Here is a 13,913-nt window from a genome sequence, read left to right on the forward strand (position 1 = left end):
AACCGTATTCACGCCAAGCGTTTAAGCAAGGTTGCGGATGGGGTCGTACCAGCTATCCTCAACCGCGATGAAGCCGGCGGTGTCGCCCAAGCTCCACACGGCGCCGGAATCCTCCACGTCCTCGGGCGCAAACAGAAGCTCGTCGGACGCGGTCTCCTTGGAGGTGAGGCCCTCGAGCAGCTTGTCGATGATGTCCTGAGGAAGCACCTCGGTGTTCACCGCAATGGGACCGTTGAGCACCGGCGTGGACTGGATGATGCCAAAGCTCTTGCCCTGCACGCGGTCGAAGGGCTGGGCGGCGCCATCCTTAACGTTGTAAACCTGACCAGCGGAATTAGCCTTGTCGCGGTCATCGGTGGGAACGTCCAGATACATGTCGACGTCGATATCGTCGAACGCCGCCACATCGGCATCGCCCTGCAGCAGGTTGACGGCGGAACCGGGGTGGCTGTTACCAAAGAGCACCTGGCTAAAGAAGCCGGGCTTAGTGAGCTCATCGGTCGAGGCGACCTCGTCCGGGAAGGCATCCATGATGGCGTTGGAGGGGACCTTGAAGCCAGAGGTGGAAGTAGCGGAGACAAAGCTCATGCGCTTGCTCTTGACGTTCTTGATGGAGTAGCCGGTGGGATCGGAATCGTCCTTATACTGGTCCATCTGGTCTGCGGGAACGCAGATGCGGCTAAAGTACTTGGCGCCATCCAGCTTGCCGTCGGTGTCAGAAGTGGTGACCAGCGGCATGACCTTAGCGTTCTTCTTCTGAGCCTGAATGAAACCCTCGGCGCCCATGTTGGCAAGCTGCGCCTTACCAGAGGCGATGGCCTCGATGGCGACGTTGTAGTCGGTAGTGGTCATAAGCTCAACCGGCACGCCGGCGTACTTCTCCAGGACCTTGCCAAACTCCTCGCGGCCCTTGTCAAACTCAGCGGAGGACTCGTTGGGGAGCCACACCATGGTGATCTTGTCGACGGTCGAGCCTTCGTCGGAGCCGGTTGTAGCGGCACCGCCCTTGCCCTCGGTGGATCCGCAGCCCGCAAGGCCCAGACCCAGCGTGATGGCGCCCATGCCCATAAGGCTCAAAAAAGAGCGGCGCGAAACCTGCAGCTTGCGCTGGGCATCGTCGTTGATATTCATGGCGTTCTCGATATTAGACTGCATCTGACTCTCCCTTCAAGCGCCCCTATGCCCGCAGGCGAGGCGAATGCGTACTTGAACAGCAGAACAGATGATAGAAAGGCAAAGGGCCTAGACGGCGCCGCGCACGGCATGCCTGTCCAGGCCCTAACTTGCATTACGGGTATTTGATTATGGAACGCACGGTGCGATGTGTTTCTTGACCAAAACGATACGCATCCCGGTCTTGGCGCATCCAAACGTTAACGCATCCAAGACAATTGTGAATGAGATATGGACGAGAATCGGTCTGCAACGCGATCCGCATCATGACTCAAAATCAATCGCAAAAGATGCTACTTGCGGCGGCGCTTGCGCTTCTTTGCCGCCTTGGCTTGCGCCTTCTCCTGCTTTGCCTGGGCAATCTCGCGAGCCACGGCGTACTTCTCTTCATTACGCTGGGCTGTAATCTTTTTTGCCTGGCTGCGCGAGACAAACCACACAACCACCGCCGCCACAAAGAGCAGCGAGCACGCCCAGCGTCCACCGTAGAACAACATCTGGTTGCCCAGTTTGGATCCCATGCTCGACGCAAGGTAGGACAACACGGCGCCGACAAGCAAAACGGGAAACACCTTGGTCAGCGGCAGGGAGAAATGAATGTCGTTATCAACCGCCTTGCCGCCAATCGCCGCGTTGCGACGCTCGCGAAGAACCTCGGCGGAGGTGGGCTCGCGCTCTTCGTCCCGCGTTTCATCGACTTGAGCGTTGGTATCGTTCATTTAATTCTGCCTTCCAAAGAGCTTGAGGGAATTGCGCCAGACAGCATACGCGATTTGCGCCGGATCCTCACCCGTCACGCTTGAACGGTAACCCGTCAGCGCCTCGACGGTCCAGGGAATCATAGCGGGTTCGCATTCAAGTCCGCGAATGGGCTCGGGAGCCATATACGGGCAGTCGGTCTCAAACAACAGCAGATCAAGCGGACATGCCGCGAAAGCCTCTCGAACCTCATCGTTGCGCTTAAAAGTGGCGGCGCCGCCAAAAGCGATATGGCACCCAAGGTCGCAGAAGCGCTCCATAGTTGCACGGTCCTCGCCAAAGCAATGCAGTACGCAACCGGCAGCCGGCACGCCAACCCGCTTGAGCACGTTATAGGCGTCCAGATGAGACGAGCGCTCAACATCGTCCGCTTCATGCCTTAGATGCAGCTCAACGGGTAGGTTGCGCTCGACGGCAAGGCTAAGCTGTCGGGCCATAACATCCATCTGCATCTGATGCGGCGCCGCCTCGATATTGTCCTCCGCGTCAAAATGATAATCCAAGCCGATCTCGCCCACGCCGGAACATAAGGGGCTATCGAGCGCTTCGAGCACCTGGGCATGGACATCGTCTGTATACTCGGGCGCGCCATAAGGATGCACGCCCGCAAGGAAAGAAATGCGCGATAGCAGCGCCCGCGGATTGGAATCCCATGCATCCGCACAGGGTCCAATCAGCTCGCCAGCGGGCTCCAACGGAGCCACACCGGCGGCAAGGGCCTGGTCAAGCAGGTCTCTCGCCTGATCGATCCAGCCAACCAGCTGCTCGTGATACGTAGCGGCATCGCGATGGTCCGCCAGCGGATCCCAGATGGTAGTCATCTGCCGCACGCCAGCAAGCGCGGACCGGGCGATAGCCTCGGCCGGATCTTTATCCCAAAAACTCATAAGGTGCGCATGAGTATCCGCGATGGGAGCCAGCGGCGCCGGAACCGCGAATTCCTTTTTCTTTTTTGCAAACACTAGCGAAAAACGAGGGTCGGTCTGCATGGCGGCTCACCCCTAACCCTGCTGCGCCAGCGCGGCGGCCAGGCGAATAAAGTCGCTTGTGCTCAGGGCCTCCGCACGCGTGGTGGGCGCAATGTCGCAGGCTCCAAAAGCCTTGTCCAGCTTCTGCTTCTCAAAGCCCGAGGAAGACATGGAGTTGCGAATGGTCTTGCGGCGCTGGGCAAACGCCGCCTCCGTCACCCGTGCAACATCGTCGCGCGTACAGCCCTCGCCCTCGGCCCATGCCATGAGGTCGAACACCTCGTCCCCACTAGTCCGCCTGTCGATGCGCACCACGGCAGAGTCAACGTGCGGAGCGGGCATAAAGCAACGCGGCGGCACCTCGAAGCGACCCGTAACGCGTCCGTAGAGGCCCAATTTTGCCGTGTAAGCGCCAAACGCCTTGGTGCCCGGCTGCGCGGCGATACGGTCGGCAACCTCTTTTTGCACCATGACAACCGCGGCGTTAAGGCTGGGCATGGTCTGGAAGAACGAAAGGATGATGGTTGCAGCCACGTTGTATGGCAGGTTAGCAACCAAAATGCTGGGCCCACCGCCGGAGACGTCAGCGATTTGCTCGGGCGCAACCTTGAGCGCGTCGCCCATGATGAACGAGAAATTAGCGTTGAGGGCGGCATGCGCGCTCAACACCGGCTCAAGCTCCGAGTCCATCTCGATAGACGTGACATGGCCGGCATCCTGCAGCAGGGCGAGCGTCAACGTGCCAATGCCCGGGCCAACCTCTAGCACCAGCTGGTCGCTCGATAGGCTTGCAAGGGCGCAGATGCGCTCGATCACATGGTTGTCGATAAGGAAGTTCTGGCCCAGACGGTGCTTGGTGGCAAGTCCGTAGGTCTCCAGCAGCGCACGGGTTGCGGAAGGATTCGCCAGCGGCGACGTGGTCATTGCTCCTCCTATGGTCTCCTCGGTTCTTAACACGGAGGACCTGCCATGCGGATGCGCCGCCTGACAGGTCCGAACATCAAATAGCATATATGCGCCCCGGGCGCACGGGAGCCCTAGTCAACCAGGCGCGGGAACAGCGGGTCGCCCTTCTCCACGGGCTCGCCGCCGGCAAGGCCGCCCCACTGGCAAGCCTCGGCCAAATTGCTGGTCGCCTCCTGCGGAAGGGACAGACGGCGACGCACCTCTGCAGACACGCTGGGCATAAAGGGTGCGTAGAGCTCGGAAGCGATGCGGATGACCTCCAGCAGGTTCCAGATCACAAGAGCAAGCTCGTCGGCGCGCTCGGGATCTTTCGCCAGCGCCCAAGGAGCCATGTCCTCGATGTAATGGTTGGCGGCGGACACCACGGCGAGCACTTCCTGTGCGGCGCCGGAGTAATCGAAGGCCTCCATGCATGCGGCATAGCGTTCGTAGATACCCTCGCACGCCTCTTTCAGCGGAGTGGCCTGCTCAAAATTGGCAGGACGAACCGGAGCGCAGCCGTCGAAGTACTTGCCGGCCATGTTGAGCGAACGGGACACCAAGTTGCCCCAGCTATTGGCGAGATCAGCATTGTAAACCTGGCGCATGCGACCCCAGCTAATGGGAGCGTCGGTGCCGTGGGCAACGTCGCACATGAAGTAGTAACGGTACGCGTCGACGCCCAAAAGCTCGATGACCTCTTCGGGGGCGATCGCGTTGCCGCGGCTCTTGCTCATCTTCTCCGCCGCGCCGGTCTCCTCGTTGCGCACGGTCAGGAAACCGTGGACAAACACGCGCTCGGGCAGGGGAAGGCCTGCCGCCATCAGCAGCGCAGGCCAGATGACGCAGTGGAAGCGGATGATGTCCTTACCCACCACGTGCACCTGCGCGGGCCAGCGGAAGGCGACCTCATCGGCTGCCTCCTGGCCCTCGGCGCCATAGCCTACGGCAGACAGGTAGTTAATCAGGGCGTCGACCCACACGTAAGCCACGTGCCTGGAATCGAAGGGGAACTGGATGCCCCAATCGAACGTGGAGCGAGAGATGGAAAGATCCTTCAAGCCGCCCTTCACAAAAGAGAGCACCTCGTTGCGGCGGGTCTCGGGCTGGATAAAGTCAGGGTGCGACTCGTAGAAGTCGAGCAGGGGCTGCTCGAAAGCGGAAAGCTTGAAGAACCAGCTCTCCTCCTGGATGCGCTCGAGAGGACGGTCGCAATCCGGGCACAGCGGGTGCTCGGGGTCGGCGGCGTCCATGCCCTTGGCGCGGCGCTCCTCCTCATGATGGCGCACCTGCGTCTCGGTAAAGTAGGTCTCATCCGGACGGCAGTACCAACCGTCGTAACTATCCTTGTAGATGTAACCGCGGTCAAGCAGGACCTGCAAAAACTTCTGCACGCCGGCGGTATGGCGATCCTGGGTGGTGCGGATGAAGTCATCGTTGGAGATATTCAGCGTCTCCCACAGATCGCGGAACTTGGGCTCCATGGAATTGCACCATGCCTGGGGAGAATCAAAACCGTTCTTCTCCGCGGCTTCGGCAACCTTCTCGCCATGCTCGTCCATGCCCGTGAGGAACTTCACGTCGTGGGCGTTTGCACGCTGAAAGCGAGCCTGGACATCCGCCATGACGGTGGAGTATGCGGTACCGAGGTGCGGCTTGGCGTTCACGTAGTAGATCGGCGTGGTGATGTAGTACGAGGGCTTAGAATGCTCCATGGCATATTCCCTTCCGACAAACTCTATACGGCGCAGCGTTCTTTATCTGCGCAGGTTATTCCAACCTGCCATTTTACCGCATATTTGGACGAAGATGGGACAACGTACCGCCAGCCTCCACCGACTCCACCAGCAACTCTACCGGCCTGTCTAAACCGACGCCATCAATCTTATTGACCCTGAGCAGCAAGCACTCGCTCGTACACGGCGCGCTTTTTGAGAGAATAGCGCTGGCTCAACCGCTTGGCTATGGCAGATGCCGGCTCACCTTGCGCCAGCGCATCTTGAATGTCTTTCTGCAGCGCCTCGTCCACATCGACCGCACCCGCAGCCCCTACTGCCGCGCCCGGCATCATAGAGGCGAACGCTGCCAGCTCCTCTTCGGACGGAGGGGCGACCACCAGCACCATCTCGCCCTTAAGCTCGCCGCGCTCGCGCACCTGCTCAAGCAGGTAAGGAGCCTGCGCGCGCAAAACCTCCTCATGCAGCTTGGTGAGCTCGCGGCAAAGGGCGACCTGACGGGCGGGAAAGACCTCGGCGAGCGCCTCGAGCGACGCCGCGACGCGGTGGGGCGATTCGTAGAACAGCAGCGCACCGGGAATCGCCGCCAACTGCGACAACCTGCGCACGCGCTCCCCGTGCTTGCGTGGCAAAAAGCCCTCGAAATAGAAGTGCTCGCAGGGAATGCCGCTTGCAACCAGCGCGGTCACGCAAGCGGAAGGGCCGGGGATCACCTCCACGTCAACACCCGCCTCGCGCGCCGCGTCCACCAGAACCTGCCCGGGATCGGAGACGCTGGGCATGCCCGCGTCGGAAGCAAACGCGATCACGTCGCCTGCCAGCATGCGGCCGATCAGCTCGGGCGAGCGCGATGCGATCACGTTCTCGTCGCACCGCACCAACGGACGAGAGATTCCCAAATGGGCCAGTAGCTTTGACGTTACGCGCGTATCCTCGCAGCAGATAGCATCCGCCGCCTCGAAGGCCTGCGCCACGCGCGGCGTAAGGTCGCCAAGGTTTCCAATGGGCGTGCCAACGATTATGAGGCGCCCGGAAGTGCTGCTGCATGCTGCCATAGTAAGTAACCGTCCAAATCGCAGGGTCGAGGCGAGAACACAAGGGATGAAAGCTAATCGAGCATCGCGCGCTCAAGGGTTCCCAGCGCAAGGCGCGCATCCCAGGCGGCGATGCGCTTCTCCGTCTTCCACGTCTGGAAGAACCAGCCCTCCGCTTGGGAGAAAGAAGCAAGCTGGTTTGCCACGAAAACGCGCTCGTACGCGGAGCGTCCTTCGGGCGTAACGGAAGCGCTGGACATGACGGCAGCCGCAGACCACTCGCCGATGATGACGGGAAAACCCGTTCCCACCGCCTCGCGAATCTGGGCCTTGTTGCGTGCGATCGCAGCGGAAAGACCGCGCGGGGAGGTGATGTCCTGGGCGTTCTCATCATGATAGTGATACAAATGAACGTCCATCATGACGTTTTTATATTGCGAGCTGCGCATAAAGTGCTTCCACAAGCCCGGATAACCCGAAGCGGAAAAGACCACGGCCTTGTCGTTTGTCATATGTTTGCGCAAAAGGTCATAGGCATCGCGATAGAAGTTGCGCAAATAGTGGCTGGGAATGCCGTCCGTCATGGTGAACATGTTCTTTCGAACGCTCATGACGGGGGAATCCAGCAACTCGATACCGTACAGGGCGTCTGCCACGGCGTAGCGAGCAGCTAAGCGCTCCAGCACCTCAAGCGCCACATGGCGTCCGTTTGTGGACGAATGCCAGTCGGCGATATAGCGCGATGTGGTCTGGGGCTCGTTGGAGTCGCCCTGACCACCGGGAACGGTGGCAAGGTCCAGCAACACGCTGACGTTGTATTTGGAGCCCCACTCCATCGCACGATCGATGTAATCGATTGCGGAGATGTAGGTTGCCGCATCATTTTGCAAGCCAAAAACGTGCCAGGGAACGGGGATCCTCACCGCATTGAGGCCGATGGACGACATGCGCCTAAAGTCCTCTTCGGTAATGAAGGTCTCATAATGCTGGCGAATTCGCTCGTTGTACTCAACGGTGCCCAGATTCTCCTGCAGCTCGGCATCCGTGCTGGCGCCGGTGGCGGCGAACAAGGACGGCGTGACCCAGGGCTCGGGGATAAACCATCCCGAAAGATTGACTCCTCGAATTCTATCGTCCATGCCATGCCCCTTTACGTGCGAATGTGGTGTGTGAGACGGCTTGCATTCGGCCTGCGTCTACAGTGTCTTCGCAAGAGTATACTCGCCCGTGCAGACACATATCGCACCACACGCCGCGAGTGTCGGATATGTAAGGAACTATAAAGATCGATGCCGATCTTTGCTCGCCTGCGGCGAGCATTCCGCAGCCATCAGGAAAACGCCCACCGACGCACGATCGATGGATATGAAAAAACCTCCCAAGGAGGGAGGCTGGAAGTTAAAGGGTGGCCAGAGGGGGAGTCGAACCCTCGACACGCGGATTTTCAGTCCGCTGCTCTACCAACTGAGCTATCTGGCCGTTTATGTCGTGCTGACTTGCAGCTCGATTACTATATCAAATCTCAAGCGGGAGTCAAACGAGAATTTAAAAAAAATTTGGAGCGAATGCGTCTGGAGACTTTGGAGGGCAGCTCCCCATCCTCACCCGTCCAAAAAAAAGATTACGAATCCAAGAAAGAGGTAAAGCCTAGGCACAAGTCTTAGACACTTCCCGCGCAAGACGAAGAATAAGCGCAGCATTGTTGTGGACAAACACGTCCAGATGCTCGAGCTCCACATCGCTGAAACCCTCAACAGGGCTCCATTCAAAAGACGGCAACAAACATCTAGCACCATCAAAGTCGCGTGATAGAATGCCCGAAACTCAGCCATCCACCACGCCTCCTCAACTACCTGGAAACAAAGCAAGGAAACCTATCCAACCGAGCACTCATAGAGAAACATCTCGTCCATATCCCCTTTCGCGGGTTCCTTATCAAAAGAGCGATACGTCGTCACACTCGCAAAACCCGCCCGCTCCAGCCGCTGCTCCAACTCCCCAAAACGATAAAGGCGAATCTGGAAATCCATCCATTCGCTCTCGACCAGCTCGCCGTCACGGTACAGCTCGTAGCGACCGGGCGAATACTGCGTCTGGGTCTTCGCATCATAGCGGTCCATGGAGCTAAACCGCAGCTCGCCGCCATCGTCAAAAGGTATCGCGGACACCAGGCGATACGACCCGTCCCCGTTACACGCCCCAGCCATGGACTCGGCCGCAATCACCATTTTTCCTCCCGGCGCCAGAAGCGACCGCAGCTTCACGAGCACCCTATCCGCGGCCCCCTCGTCGGTAAACAACGAGAACGAGCCCGAAGAAATGAAGATATAATCGTAGGGCGCATCCGAGTCGAATTTCAGGATATCCCCTTTGAATGCATGCGCCCGCGGTGCCTTTCGATACAGCGACGAGAGCATCTCCTCTGAGAGATCGATGCCCGTGATATCGAATCCGCGCTCCATAAAGGGGACGAGGAACCTGCCGCTGCCGCACATGGGCTCGAGAATCTTGTCACCAGCGCGTGCGTAAGAGAGGTAGAACGCCAGCTCATCTTCGGGAGCCGCTGCGTGAAGTACCTCATAGGTCTCCGCGCACAGCCTGCCGTAGTAGTTCTTCACGGTGCTCCTTCCCCAAGGCGCGATGCGCACCACAACATTCTTCTCATCCTACCCTGAATTACCATCCCCTAGAGAACCGCTCGAGCACAAAAGACGCCCCGCGACACCAAACGATTCGGCATGGGGGAACGCCCTCCAAAGACAGCAGCACCCTACCCTCCTTGTCGGCAAACACAATATCCAAGGCGTGCCCCATAAAGAACGTGTGGACAGACGAGCACTTGGAAAACCAAATGACATCGCCTGCACACCGCTCGGGCCGCCTACCAATGAACCCCCGCAGCCTTTTGAGAAACGTGTTCGCTGCAATCACCCTGCAGGCACCCCAACCAGTATGCACCATGGCGATGCGGCAAGGAACCGCAACATGCCCGCCGTCGGCCCGCCCGCTCATACCAGCACCCCCGGTCGCCAAGGGTCCACCGTCACCTCGCGCACATGCTCCAAGGTTGCGGGAGCGCCCATAGACACGCCCGCTATGCTCAGCCCCGACGGCCAAGGCCTGTACATCATGGTGCAGCTATACGTTCTCAGCGCCCCGGCGAGAGACAAGACGGCGGTGCCGACTCCTTCGCCCTCGGTATCTGCATATGAGACATCGACCTCAACGTCATGACCCTCCATCGCGCGCTCCAACTCGGACTGGATAGAACCCATGCCGCCATCGTCCAATCCCGCACCTTCGGCCCCCGACGTCGAAACACCATGTGCGATCACGATGTCGGGGGCAACCCTATCGAACCGAGCCGTCGCCGCTGCGAACCGCATGAGGTTGAAAACGATGAGCGCAAGCACCAGCAGGACCGGCACTACAACAACCATCTCAACCGTTGCCTGGGCAGCCTCTTCCGACAGGCCAATGCGCACAGGCGCCGGCGCCACGAGCATGCCTTTGCGCATTGCTCTTTTTTTCATCATCACCACCCCTTGAACAAGTCTCCCAGCCGAATGGTGAGAGGAATACTGCCGCCGCCCGGCAACGGGATGCTTGCGAGCGTAAACTCCGTAGCGTATATGCGCTCCCCTACCGCGTATCCAGCCGCCTGGAGAATCGCCCCCGGATCGGTGGACCCCAGCGGGATTGACCTCAGCGCGCTTTGAAGGTCACCCAACCCGGCGACATCCGACTGGGCTATAACGTTTGAGCTGTCCGTAAGCACGGGCTTCTTACACGAAAGGTCGACCGGTTCGAATCCAAGGCCGCGCACCACCCCGCTGATTCTGCCGGACAACCAGGACGCCAGCGGCCCCGCGCCCAGCGCATCCAATCCCCCCAGCAGCCCATCCATCACATCGCCAAGGCCTTCGCCCAAATCGCCATAGGAGATAAGAAGATCGCCCCAAAGGCCCATGACATCATCGATAAGCCCCACGGCGCCGCGATCGCCCACGCGCTCCTGCACCGTCGAGAAGAAATTCGATAGCACGTTGTTCTCACGAGTCGCCGGATCGGGCGCGAGCACGGCGGCAGAGATGGCTCCCCTCCGCTGCAGCTCTGGCGCAGGCGCAAAGGGGTTGGAAAGAACATTGTCCGCAGAAATCTCCCCACTCGCCACCATCGCGACGCACCCCGCGCGACCAGGCGGCGCTATCCTGGGCCTCTTGCCGGCAAGAACCGATATCGCGTCTTCAAATGCATCGCTTGCGCCTTCCGCCTTGGACTTCGCGCGCCTTTCCTGCTCCAACTGCTCGCTGCGGGCGTCGACGTATTCTTGCAACACTCGAATAAACTCGCGCAGGTGGTACTCGTATCCGTTGTCGATCGACGTCGATGCGGCAGGGGCTTTTCCCACGTCCGTCACGCTGAATTTGCATACCTCGCATTCATGCGCAGCAGACGCGTCGATGGATTGCAGCGAAAGCGAGGGGCCTACAGCACCCGTCGCTCCGGGACATGATGAACCAAAGTGCAGGGTAAGACCCTGAGATTCGTAAGACGAGGGCCAGCAAGCATCCGTATACAGCCGGGTTTCCCTCACTTCTTCCGTATTCCTTGGAAGCATCGGCACGCTTGCCGCCATGCGCCCGTCAACCTCCTCGACGCGTGCATCTGCGAATTCCTCGCATGCGTAGGTGTAGAACGCATGGCGCGCCGCCGCGTCGGCACGCGCCTCCACACCGGAACCCACGGGTTTATCATGGTCGCGCCGCCAGCGGTAATACGCGCGCGTGCGATCAAGCGCCACCATCGGCTCCCACGTAAGGCTCGATGCGTAATCCGGGTTCTCCGCCGCACTTAAGCCCGAGAGCGAGGCCGCGCGCTCCTGCATGTTCGCACCCTCTCTTCCGCAATCCACAAGCCATGCCGCCTCTTTCTTCTGGGCAGCCTTCTCGTTCGCACGGGCAAGGTCGGTCGCCGCCTGGTCAAGCTCGTCCGCGCCCACCCCTATTTCTTCTGTTTCTATCTCAGACCCCTCGAGCGCGGGGAACTCGGAGGCCGACTCGCGGGGAACCGCCATAGCGGATCCGCTGAACTCCACCGATTCGGATGATTGAGCGGAGCAGGCCCTCGCTCCGTTAGCGGCGACGAGCCAGGGAAGGGCATCTTCCAGCGTCTTTAGGCCACGAGACGTCGATGATGCGAACTCGTTTCTCATCTTGATGATGCGAACGCCCGCATCGACCATCTGCCCCGCCGCCGTCTGCGCGCCGGGCACCAGGGTCGCGGCTAGACCAACGCCGGTCACCACAAACCCCGTAAGCCCCAAGCTCAAGATGCTCGCGTCCACAACCGTCGCCGCCGTATGGTACGAGGAGACCACGTTTGCGCCCGCCATGGCTGTCGCGTCCGCCGCGGTCTGCGTGTCGCCCGCCCGCGACATGCTCCATATCGCCGACGTAGACGAGAACAAAAGTGCCATAACCAGCAGGATCGACACCGCGGCGGCAAGCGTGGTATAGGCACCGTCCTCTATAAAGGCATCCACACCAAGCCGCCGAGCCCGTACGGGCCCGTGGCGCCGACTAGCCCCATGTAGAAATCCAATCGCCATAGCCGCCCTCCAACCAGCTCGGCCTACCGTCATAAGACACCTCGACGCGCAAACGCACATCGCCCATCGCGTTCGTCTCCCCAAACGCACTCGCAAACGCGCCAAGCACCGGCAGGGGCTTCACCGTCCCCTCTATAGAAACGCCCACGGCGCCCGCGGTGCCCGATGTCCGTTCAAGCTCCACCTGCCAGGAAAGCGGGCCTCCCTCGTGAAAGATCGAGACGTCCGGAACGGCGGCAAGCCTGCGCATAACAAACGCCTGAACCGACTCGTCATCGACGTCCTCGCCCGTAACCAACAAGCGCGCCGCCTGCGATGCCGCGGACTCCATGATTGACGTGGTGTAAAGCAGGCAGATCGGCTGCAAGGCGAGGAGCAAGACGATGAGGAAGCTCGGAAGAAGCACGGCGGCCTCAACCGTCGCCTGGGCACGCTCATCCCCCGCCGTCGCTTCCCAAAACCCAGGATCCGCCGCCGATCTTCCCCTGCTAAAACAACGCCGCATCGATTGCGCCAGCGACATCGAGCCCATGAGACGCCGCCTCCTCCACCAACCTGGCAAGCACGCCGCGCTCGGCAGCTCGCCATACCACCGCGACTCCCAGGATCATCCCCAAGAGCGCGACCGTGCACAAAGCCATCTCCAGCGTTGCCTGGGCACTTTCAGATGCACGCGGCTCGTGCAGGCGCCCCAACGAACTACCCCTCATAACGTCTCCCACAACATCGCGCCGCCGCGGCGGCATCCCCTCACCCCGCCTTGATGCGCGCCACGCGAACGGAAGCAGCGCCCTCGTGCGAGCCAGTAACCGAAACAACGTCGACCCACTCTCCTCCCCGCAGAACGGCCGCCCATGCGGTTCCATGCAGATCAAGATAACCGTGCATCTGCAGAGAGGCTCCCGCCCGCTCGTAGGCTCCCAACACCTCACGGCCCGCATGCTCCAGCCCCACGGCGTCCGTCCATCCAACCGTCTCCACCGGCTCGCCCGCACCAGACAAGTCATCTAGAAACGCATCCGGGCTCGACAGGGACGCCTCGGCATTCAAGACTTCGCGAACAACCTCATCGTCCTGAGCAAACTGCCCCGCCAGCTCCCCGATGGCCAATCCCTCCCCCTCACCCTCATCGCCTTCTTCCGCAGCGCCCCCTGCAGATGCCGGCATATTGGCACCCGAGTCATTTGGCAACGCCCCGCCATCACCCCTGGACCCGTTTCTCACAAACGCAAATGACAGGGCGATTGCCAAGACGCACAGCACTACGGGGACCGCCGAGGCGAGAAGACGTCGAGGCGTACTCGCGTGCAAGCCCACGGGCACCATCCCCTACAAGCTGTTGATGCCAGAGGAAATCGCTTCCCACAACTCGCTCACCTTGTCGCGAAACGCGATGATGGCGACGATGGCGATAACCACGAGCACGCCCACCAAGATGGCGTACTCGGTAGTTCCCTGAGCAAGTTCTTCTCGAAGGCGCGGCGCCCCTCGACCCGCCATACGCAGGCGCAACACCGCCGCCCGGGGTCCACCGTCCCTTAAGCGCGGCGAGGTGCAACCGGCACCGCCCCCTGCCCCTTTGCTCCCGTCGCCCCGCGCCCGGTCACTCGCCTCCGCAGGCGCGACCCTGAGGCGGGCGGCCAATCCCCGCAATCGCTCGGTCATCCAGCTGCGCTCCATTTCTACC

General features: G+C 60.5%; 15 protein-coding genes and 1 tRNA gene. All 16 read right to left on the minus strand.

Going from position 1 to position 13,913, the window contains the following annotated elements; all coding sequences use genetic code 11:
* Window positions 1-21: 21 nt before the first annotated feature.
* Complete coding sequence (locus tag HMPREF9452_RS04475) at window positions 22-1,155, minus strand: phosphate/phosphite/phosphonate ABC transporter substrate-binding protein (protein WP_009140931.1); 1,134 nt, start codon at window positions 1,153-1,155, stop codon at window positions 22-24.
* Window positions 1,156-1,466: 311 nt separating this feature from the next.
* Window positions 1,467-1,892 carry a hypothetical protein gene (locus HMPREF9452_RS04480; protein ID WP_009140932.1) on the minus strand — a complete coding sequence of 142 codons (426 nt, stop codon included), beginning with the start codon at window positions 1,890-1,892 and terminating at the stop codon, window positions 1,467-1,469.
* Window positions 1,893-2,921: a TatD family hydrolase gene (locus HMPREF9452_RS04485; RefSeq protein WP_009140933.1), complete on the minus strand. Its 1,029-nt coding sequence runs from the start codon at window positions 2,919-2,921 to the stop codon at window positions 1,893-1,895. It abuts the gene before it with no gap.
* 12 nt (window positions 2,922-2,933) lie between these two features.
* A complete protein-coding gene (gene rsmA / locus HMPREF9452_RS04490) occupies window positions 2,934-3,824 on the minus strand; it encodes a 16S rRNA (adenine(1518)-N(6)/adenine(1519)-N(6))-dimethyltransferase RsmA (RefSeq protein ID WP_009140934.1) in 891 nt (296 codons plus the stop codon).
* Between the two features lie 113 nt (window positions 3,825-3,937).
* Window positions 3,938-5,560, minus strand: coding sequence for a methionine--tRNA ligase (gene metG / locus HMPREF9452_RS04495; RefSeq protein ID WP_009140935.1), 1,623 nt, complete (start codon window positions 5,558-5,560; stop codon window positions 3,938-3,940).
* A gap of 170 nt (window positions 5,561-5,730) precedes the next feature.
* A complete protein-coding gene (rsmI, locus tag HMPREF9452_RS04500) occupies window positions 5,731-6,636 on the minus strand; it encodes a 16S rRNA (cytidine(1402)-2'-O)-methyltransferase (RefSeq protein ID WP_009140936.1) in 906 nt (301 codons plus the stop codon).
* Between the two features lie 53 nt (window positions 6,637-6,689).
* The gene (locus tag HMPREF9452_RS04505) at window positions 6,690-7,754 is read right to left on the minus strand and encodes a glycoside hydrolase family 5 protein (protein WP_009140937.1); all 1,065 of its coding nucleotides are present in this window, start codon (window positions 7,752-7,754) and stop codon (window positions 6,690-6,692) included.
* 267 nt (window positions 7,755-8,021) lie between these two features.
* Window positions 8,022-8,094 (minus strand) — tRNA-Phe (locus HMPREF9452_RS04510).
* Between the two features lie 395 nt (window positions 8,095-8,489).
* Window positions 8,490-9,233, minus strand: a complete 744-nt coding sequence (locus tag HMPREF9452_RS04520) for a class I SAM-dependent methyltransferase (protein ID WP_009140939.1) — start codon at window positions 9,231-9,233, stop codon at window positions 8,490-8,492.
* A gap of 58 nt (window positions 9,234-9,291) precedes the next feature.
* The gene (locus HMPREF9452_RS12340; RefSeq protein WP_009140940.1) at window positions 9,292-9,627 is read right to left on the minus strand and encodes a DUF192 domain-containing protein; all 336 of its coding nucleotides are present in this window, start codon (window positions 9,625-9,627) and stop codon (window positions 9,292-9,294) included.
* Complete coding sequence (locus tag HMPREF9452_RS04530; RefSeq protein WP_009140941.1) at window positions 9,624-10,151, minus strand: hypothetical protein; 528 nt, start codon at window positions 10,149-10,151, stop codon at window positions 9,624-9,626. The genes HMPREF9452_RS12340 and HMPREF9452_RS04530 overlap by 4 nt, the downstream gene beginning before the upstream one ends.
* Complete coding sequence (locus HMPREF9452_RS04535) at window positions 10,151-12,160, minus strand: hypothetical protein (RefSeq protein WP_040362322.1); 2,010 nt, start codon at window positions 12,158-12,160, stop codon at window positions 10,151-10,153. Before HMPREF9452_RS04535 ends, HMPREF9452_RS04530 begins: the two co-directional genes overlap by 1 nt.
* A gap of 37 nt (window positions 12,161-12,197) precedes the next feature.
* A complete protein-coding gene (locus HMPREF9452_RS04540; protein WP_009140943.1) occupies window positions 12,198-12,758 on the minus strand; it encodes a TadE/TadG family type IV pilus assembly protein in 561 nt (186 codons plus the stop codon).
* On the minus strand, window positions 12,715-12,936 hold the full coding sequence (locus HMPREF9452_RS04545; RefSeq protein WP_040362326.1) for a hypothetical protein: 222 nt from the start codon (window positions 12,934-12,936) through the stop codon (window positions 12,715-12,717). The genes HMPREF9452_RS04540 and HMPREF9452_RS04545 overlap by 44 nt, the downstream gene beginning before the upstream one ends.
* A gap of 40 nt (window positions 12,937-12,976) precedes the next feature.
* Window positions 12,977-13,393, minus strand: coding sequence for a hypothetical protein (locus HMPREF9452_RS04550; protein WP_147327629.1), 417 nt, complete (start codon window positions 13,391-13,393; stop codon window positions 12,977-12,979).
* Between the two features lie 162 nt (window positions 13,394-13,555).
* A complete protein-coding gene (locus HMPREF9452_RS11265) occupies window positions 13,556-13,906 on the minus strand; it encodes a hypothetical protein (RefSeq protein ID WP_009140946.1) in 351 nt (116 codons plus the stop codon).
* Window positions 13,907-13,913 lie beyond the last annotated feature (7 nt).

It is taken from the genome of Collinsella tanakaei YIT 12063 (assembly GCF_000225705.1).
Classification (GTDB): domain Bacteria; phylum Actinomycetota; class Coriobacteriia; order Coriobacteriales; family Coriobacteriaceae; genus Collinsella; species Collinsella tanakaei.

Coding starts and splice junctions, on each gene's coding strand:
- rsmI (WP_009140936.1), bottom strand. CDS start 6,636: ATGGCAGCATGCAGCAGCACTTCCGGGCGCCTCATAATCGTTGGCACG.
- rsmA (WP_009140934.1), bottom strand. CDS start 3,824: ATGACCACGTCGCCGCTGGCGAATCCTTCCGCAACCCGTGCGCTGCTG.
- HMPREF9452_RS04545 (WP_040362326.1), bottom strand. CDS start 12,936: ATGAGGGGTAGTTCGTTGGGGCGCCTGCACGAGCCGCGTGCATCTGAA.
- metG (WP_009140935.1), bottom strand. CDS start 5,560: ATGGAGCATTCTAAGCCCTCGTACTACATCACCACGCCGATCTACTAC.
- HMPREF9452_RS04475 (WP_009140931.1), bottom strand. CDS start 1,155: ATGCAGTCTAATATCGAGAACGCCATGAATATCAACGACGATGCCCAG.
- HMPREF9452_RS04480 (WP_009140932.1), bottom strand. CDS start 1,892: ATGAACGATACCAACGCTCAAGTCGATGAAACGCGGGACGAAGAGCGC.
- HMPREF9452_RS12340 (WP_009140940.1), bottom strand. CDS start 9,627: ATGAGCGGGCGGGCCGACGGCGGGCATGTTGCGGTTCCTTGCCGCATC.
- HMPREF9452_RS04485 (WP_009140933.1), bottom strand. CDS start 2,921: ATGCAGACCGACCCTCGTTTTTCGCTAGTGTTTGCAAAAAAGAAAAAG.
- HMPREF9452_RS04540 (WP_009140943.1), bottom strand. CDS start 12,758: ATGGGCTCGATGTCGCTGGCGCAATCGATGCGGCGTTGTTTTAGCAGG.
- HMPREF9452_RS11265 (WP_009140946.1), bottom strand. CDS start 13,906: ATGGAGCGCAGCTGGATGACCGAGCGATTGCGGGGATTGGCCGCCCGC.
- HMPREF9452_RS04550 (WP_147327629.1), bottom strand. CDS start 13,393: ATGCCGGCATCTGCAGGGGGCGCTGCGGAAGAAGGCGATGAGGGTGAG.
- HMPREF9452_RS04530 (WP_009140941.1), bottom strand. CDS start 10,151: ATGATGAAAAAAAGAGCAATGCGCAAAGGCATGCTCGTGGCGCCGGCG.
- HMPREF9452_RS04505 (WP_009140937.1), bottom strand. CDS start 7,754: ATGGACGATAGAATTCGAGGAGTCAATCTTTCGGGATGGTTTATCCCC.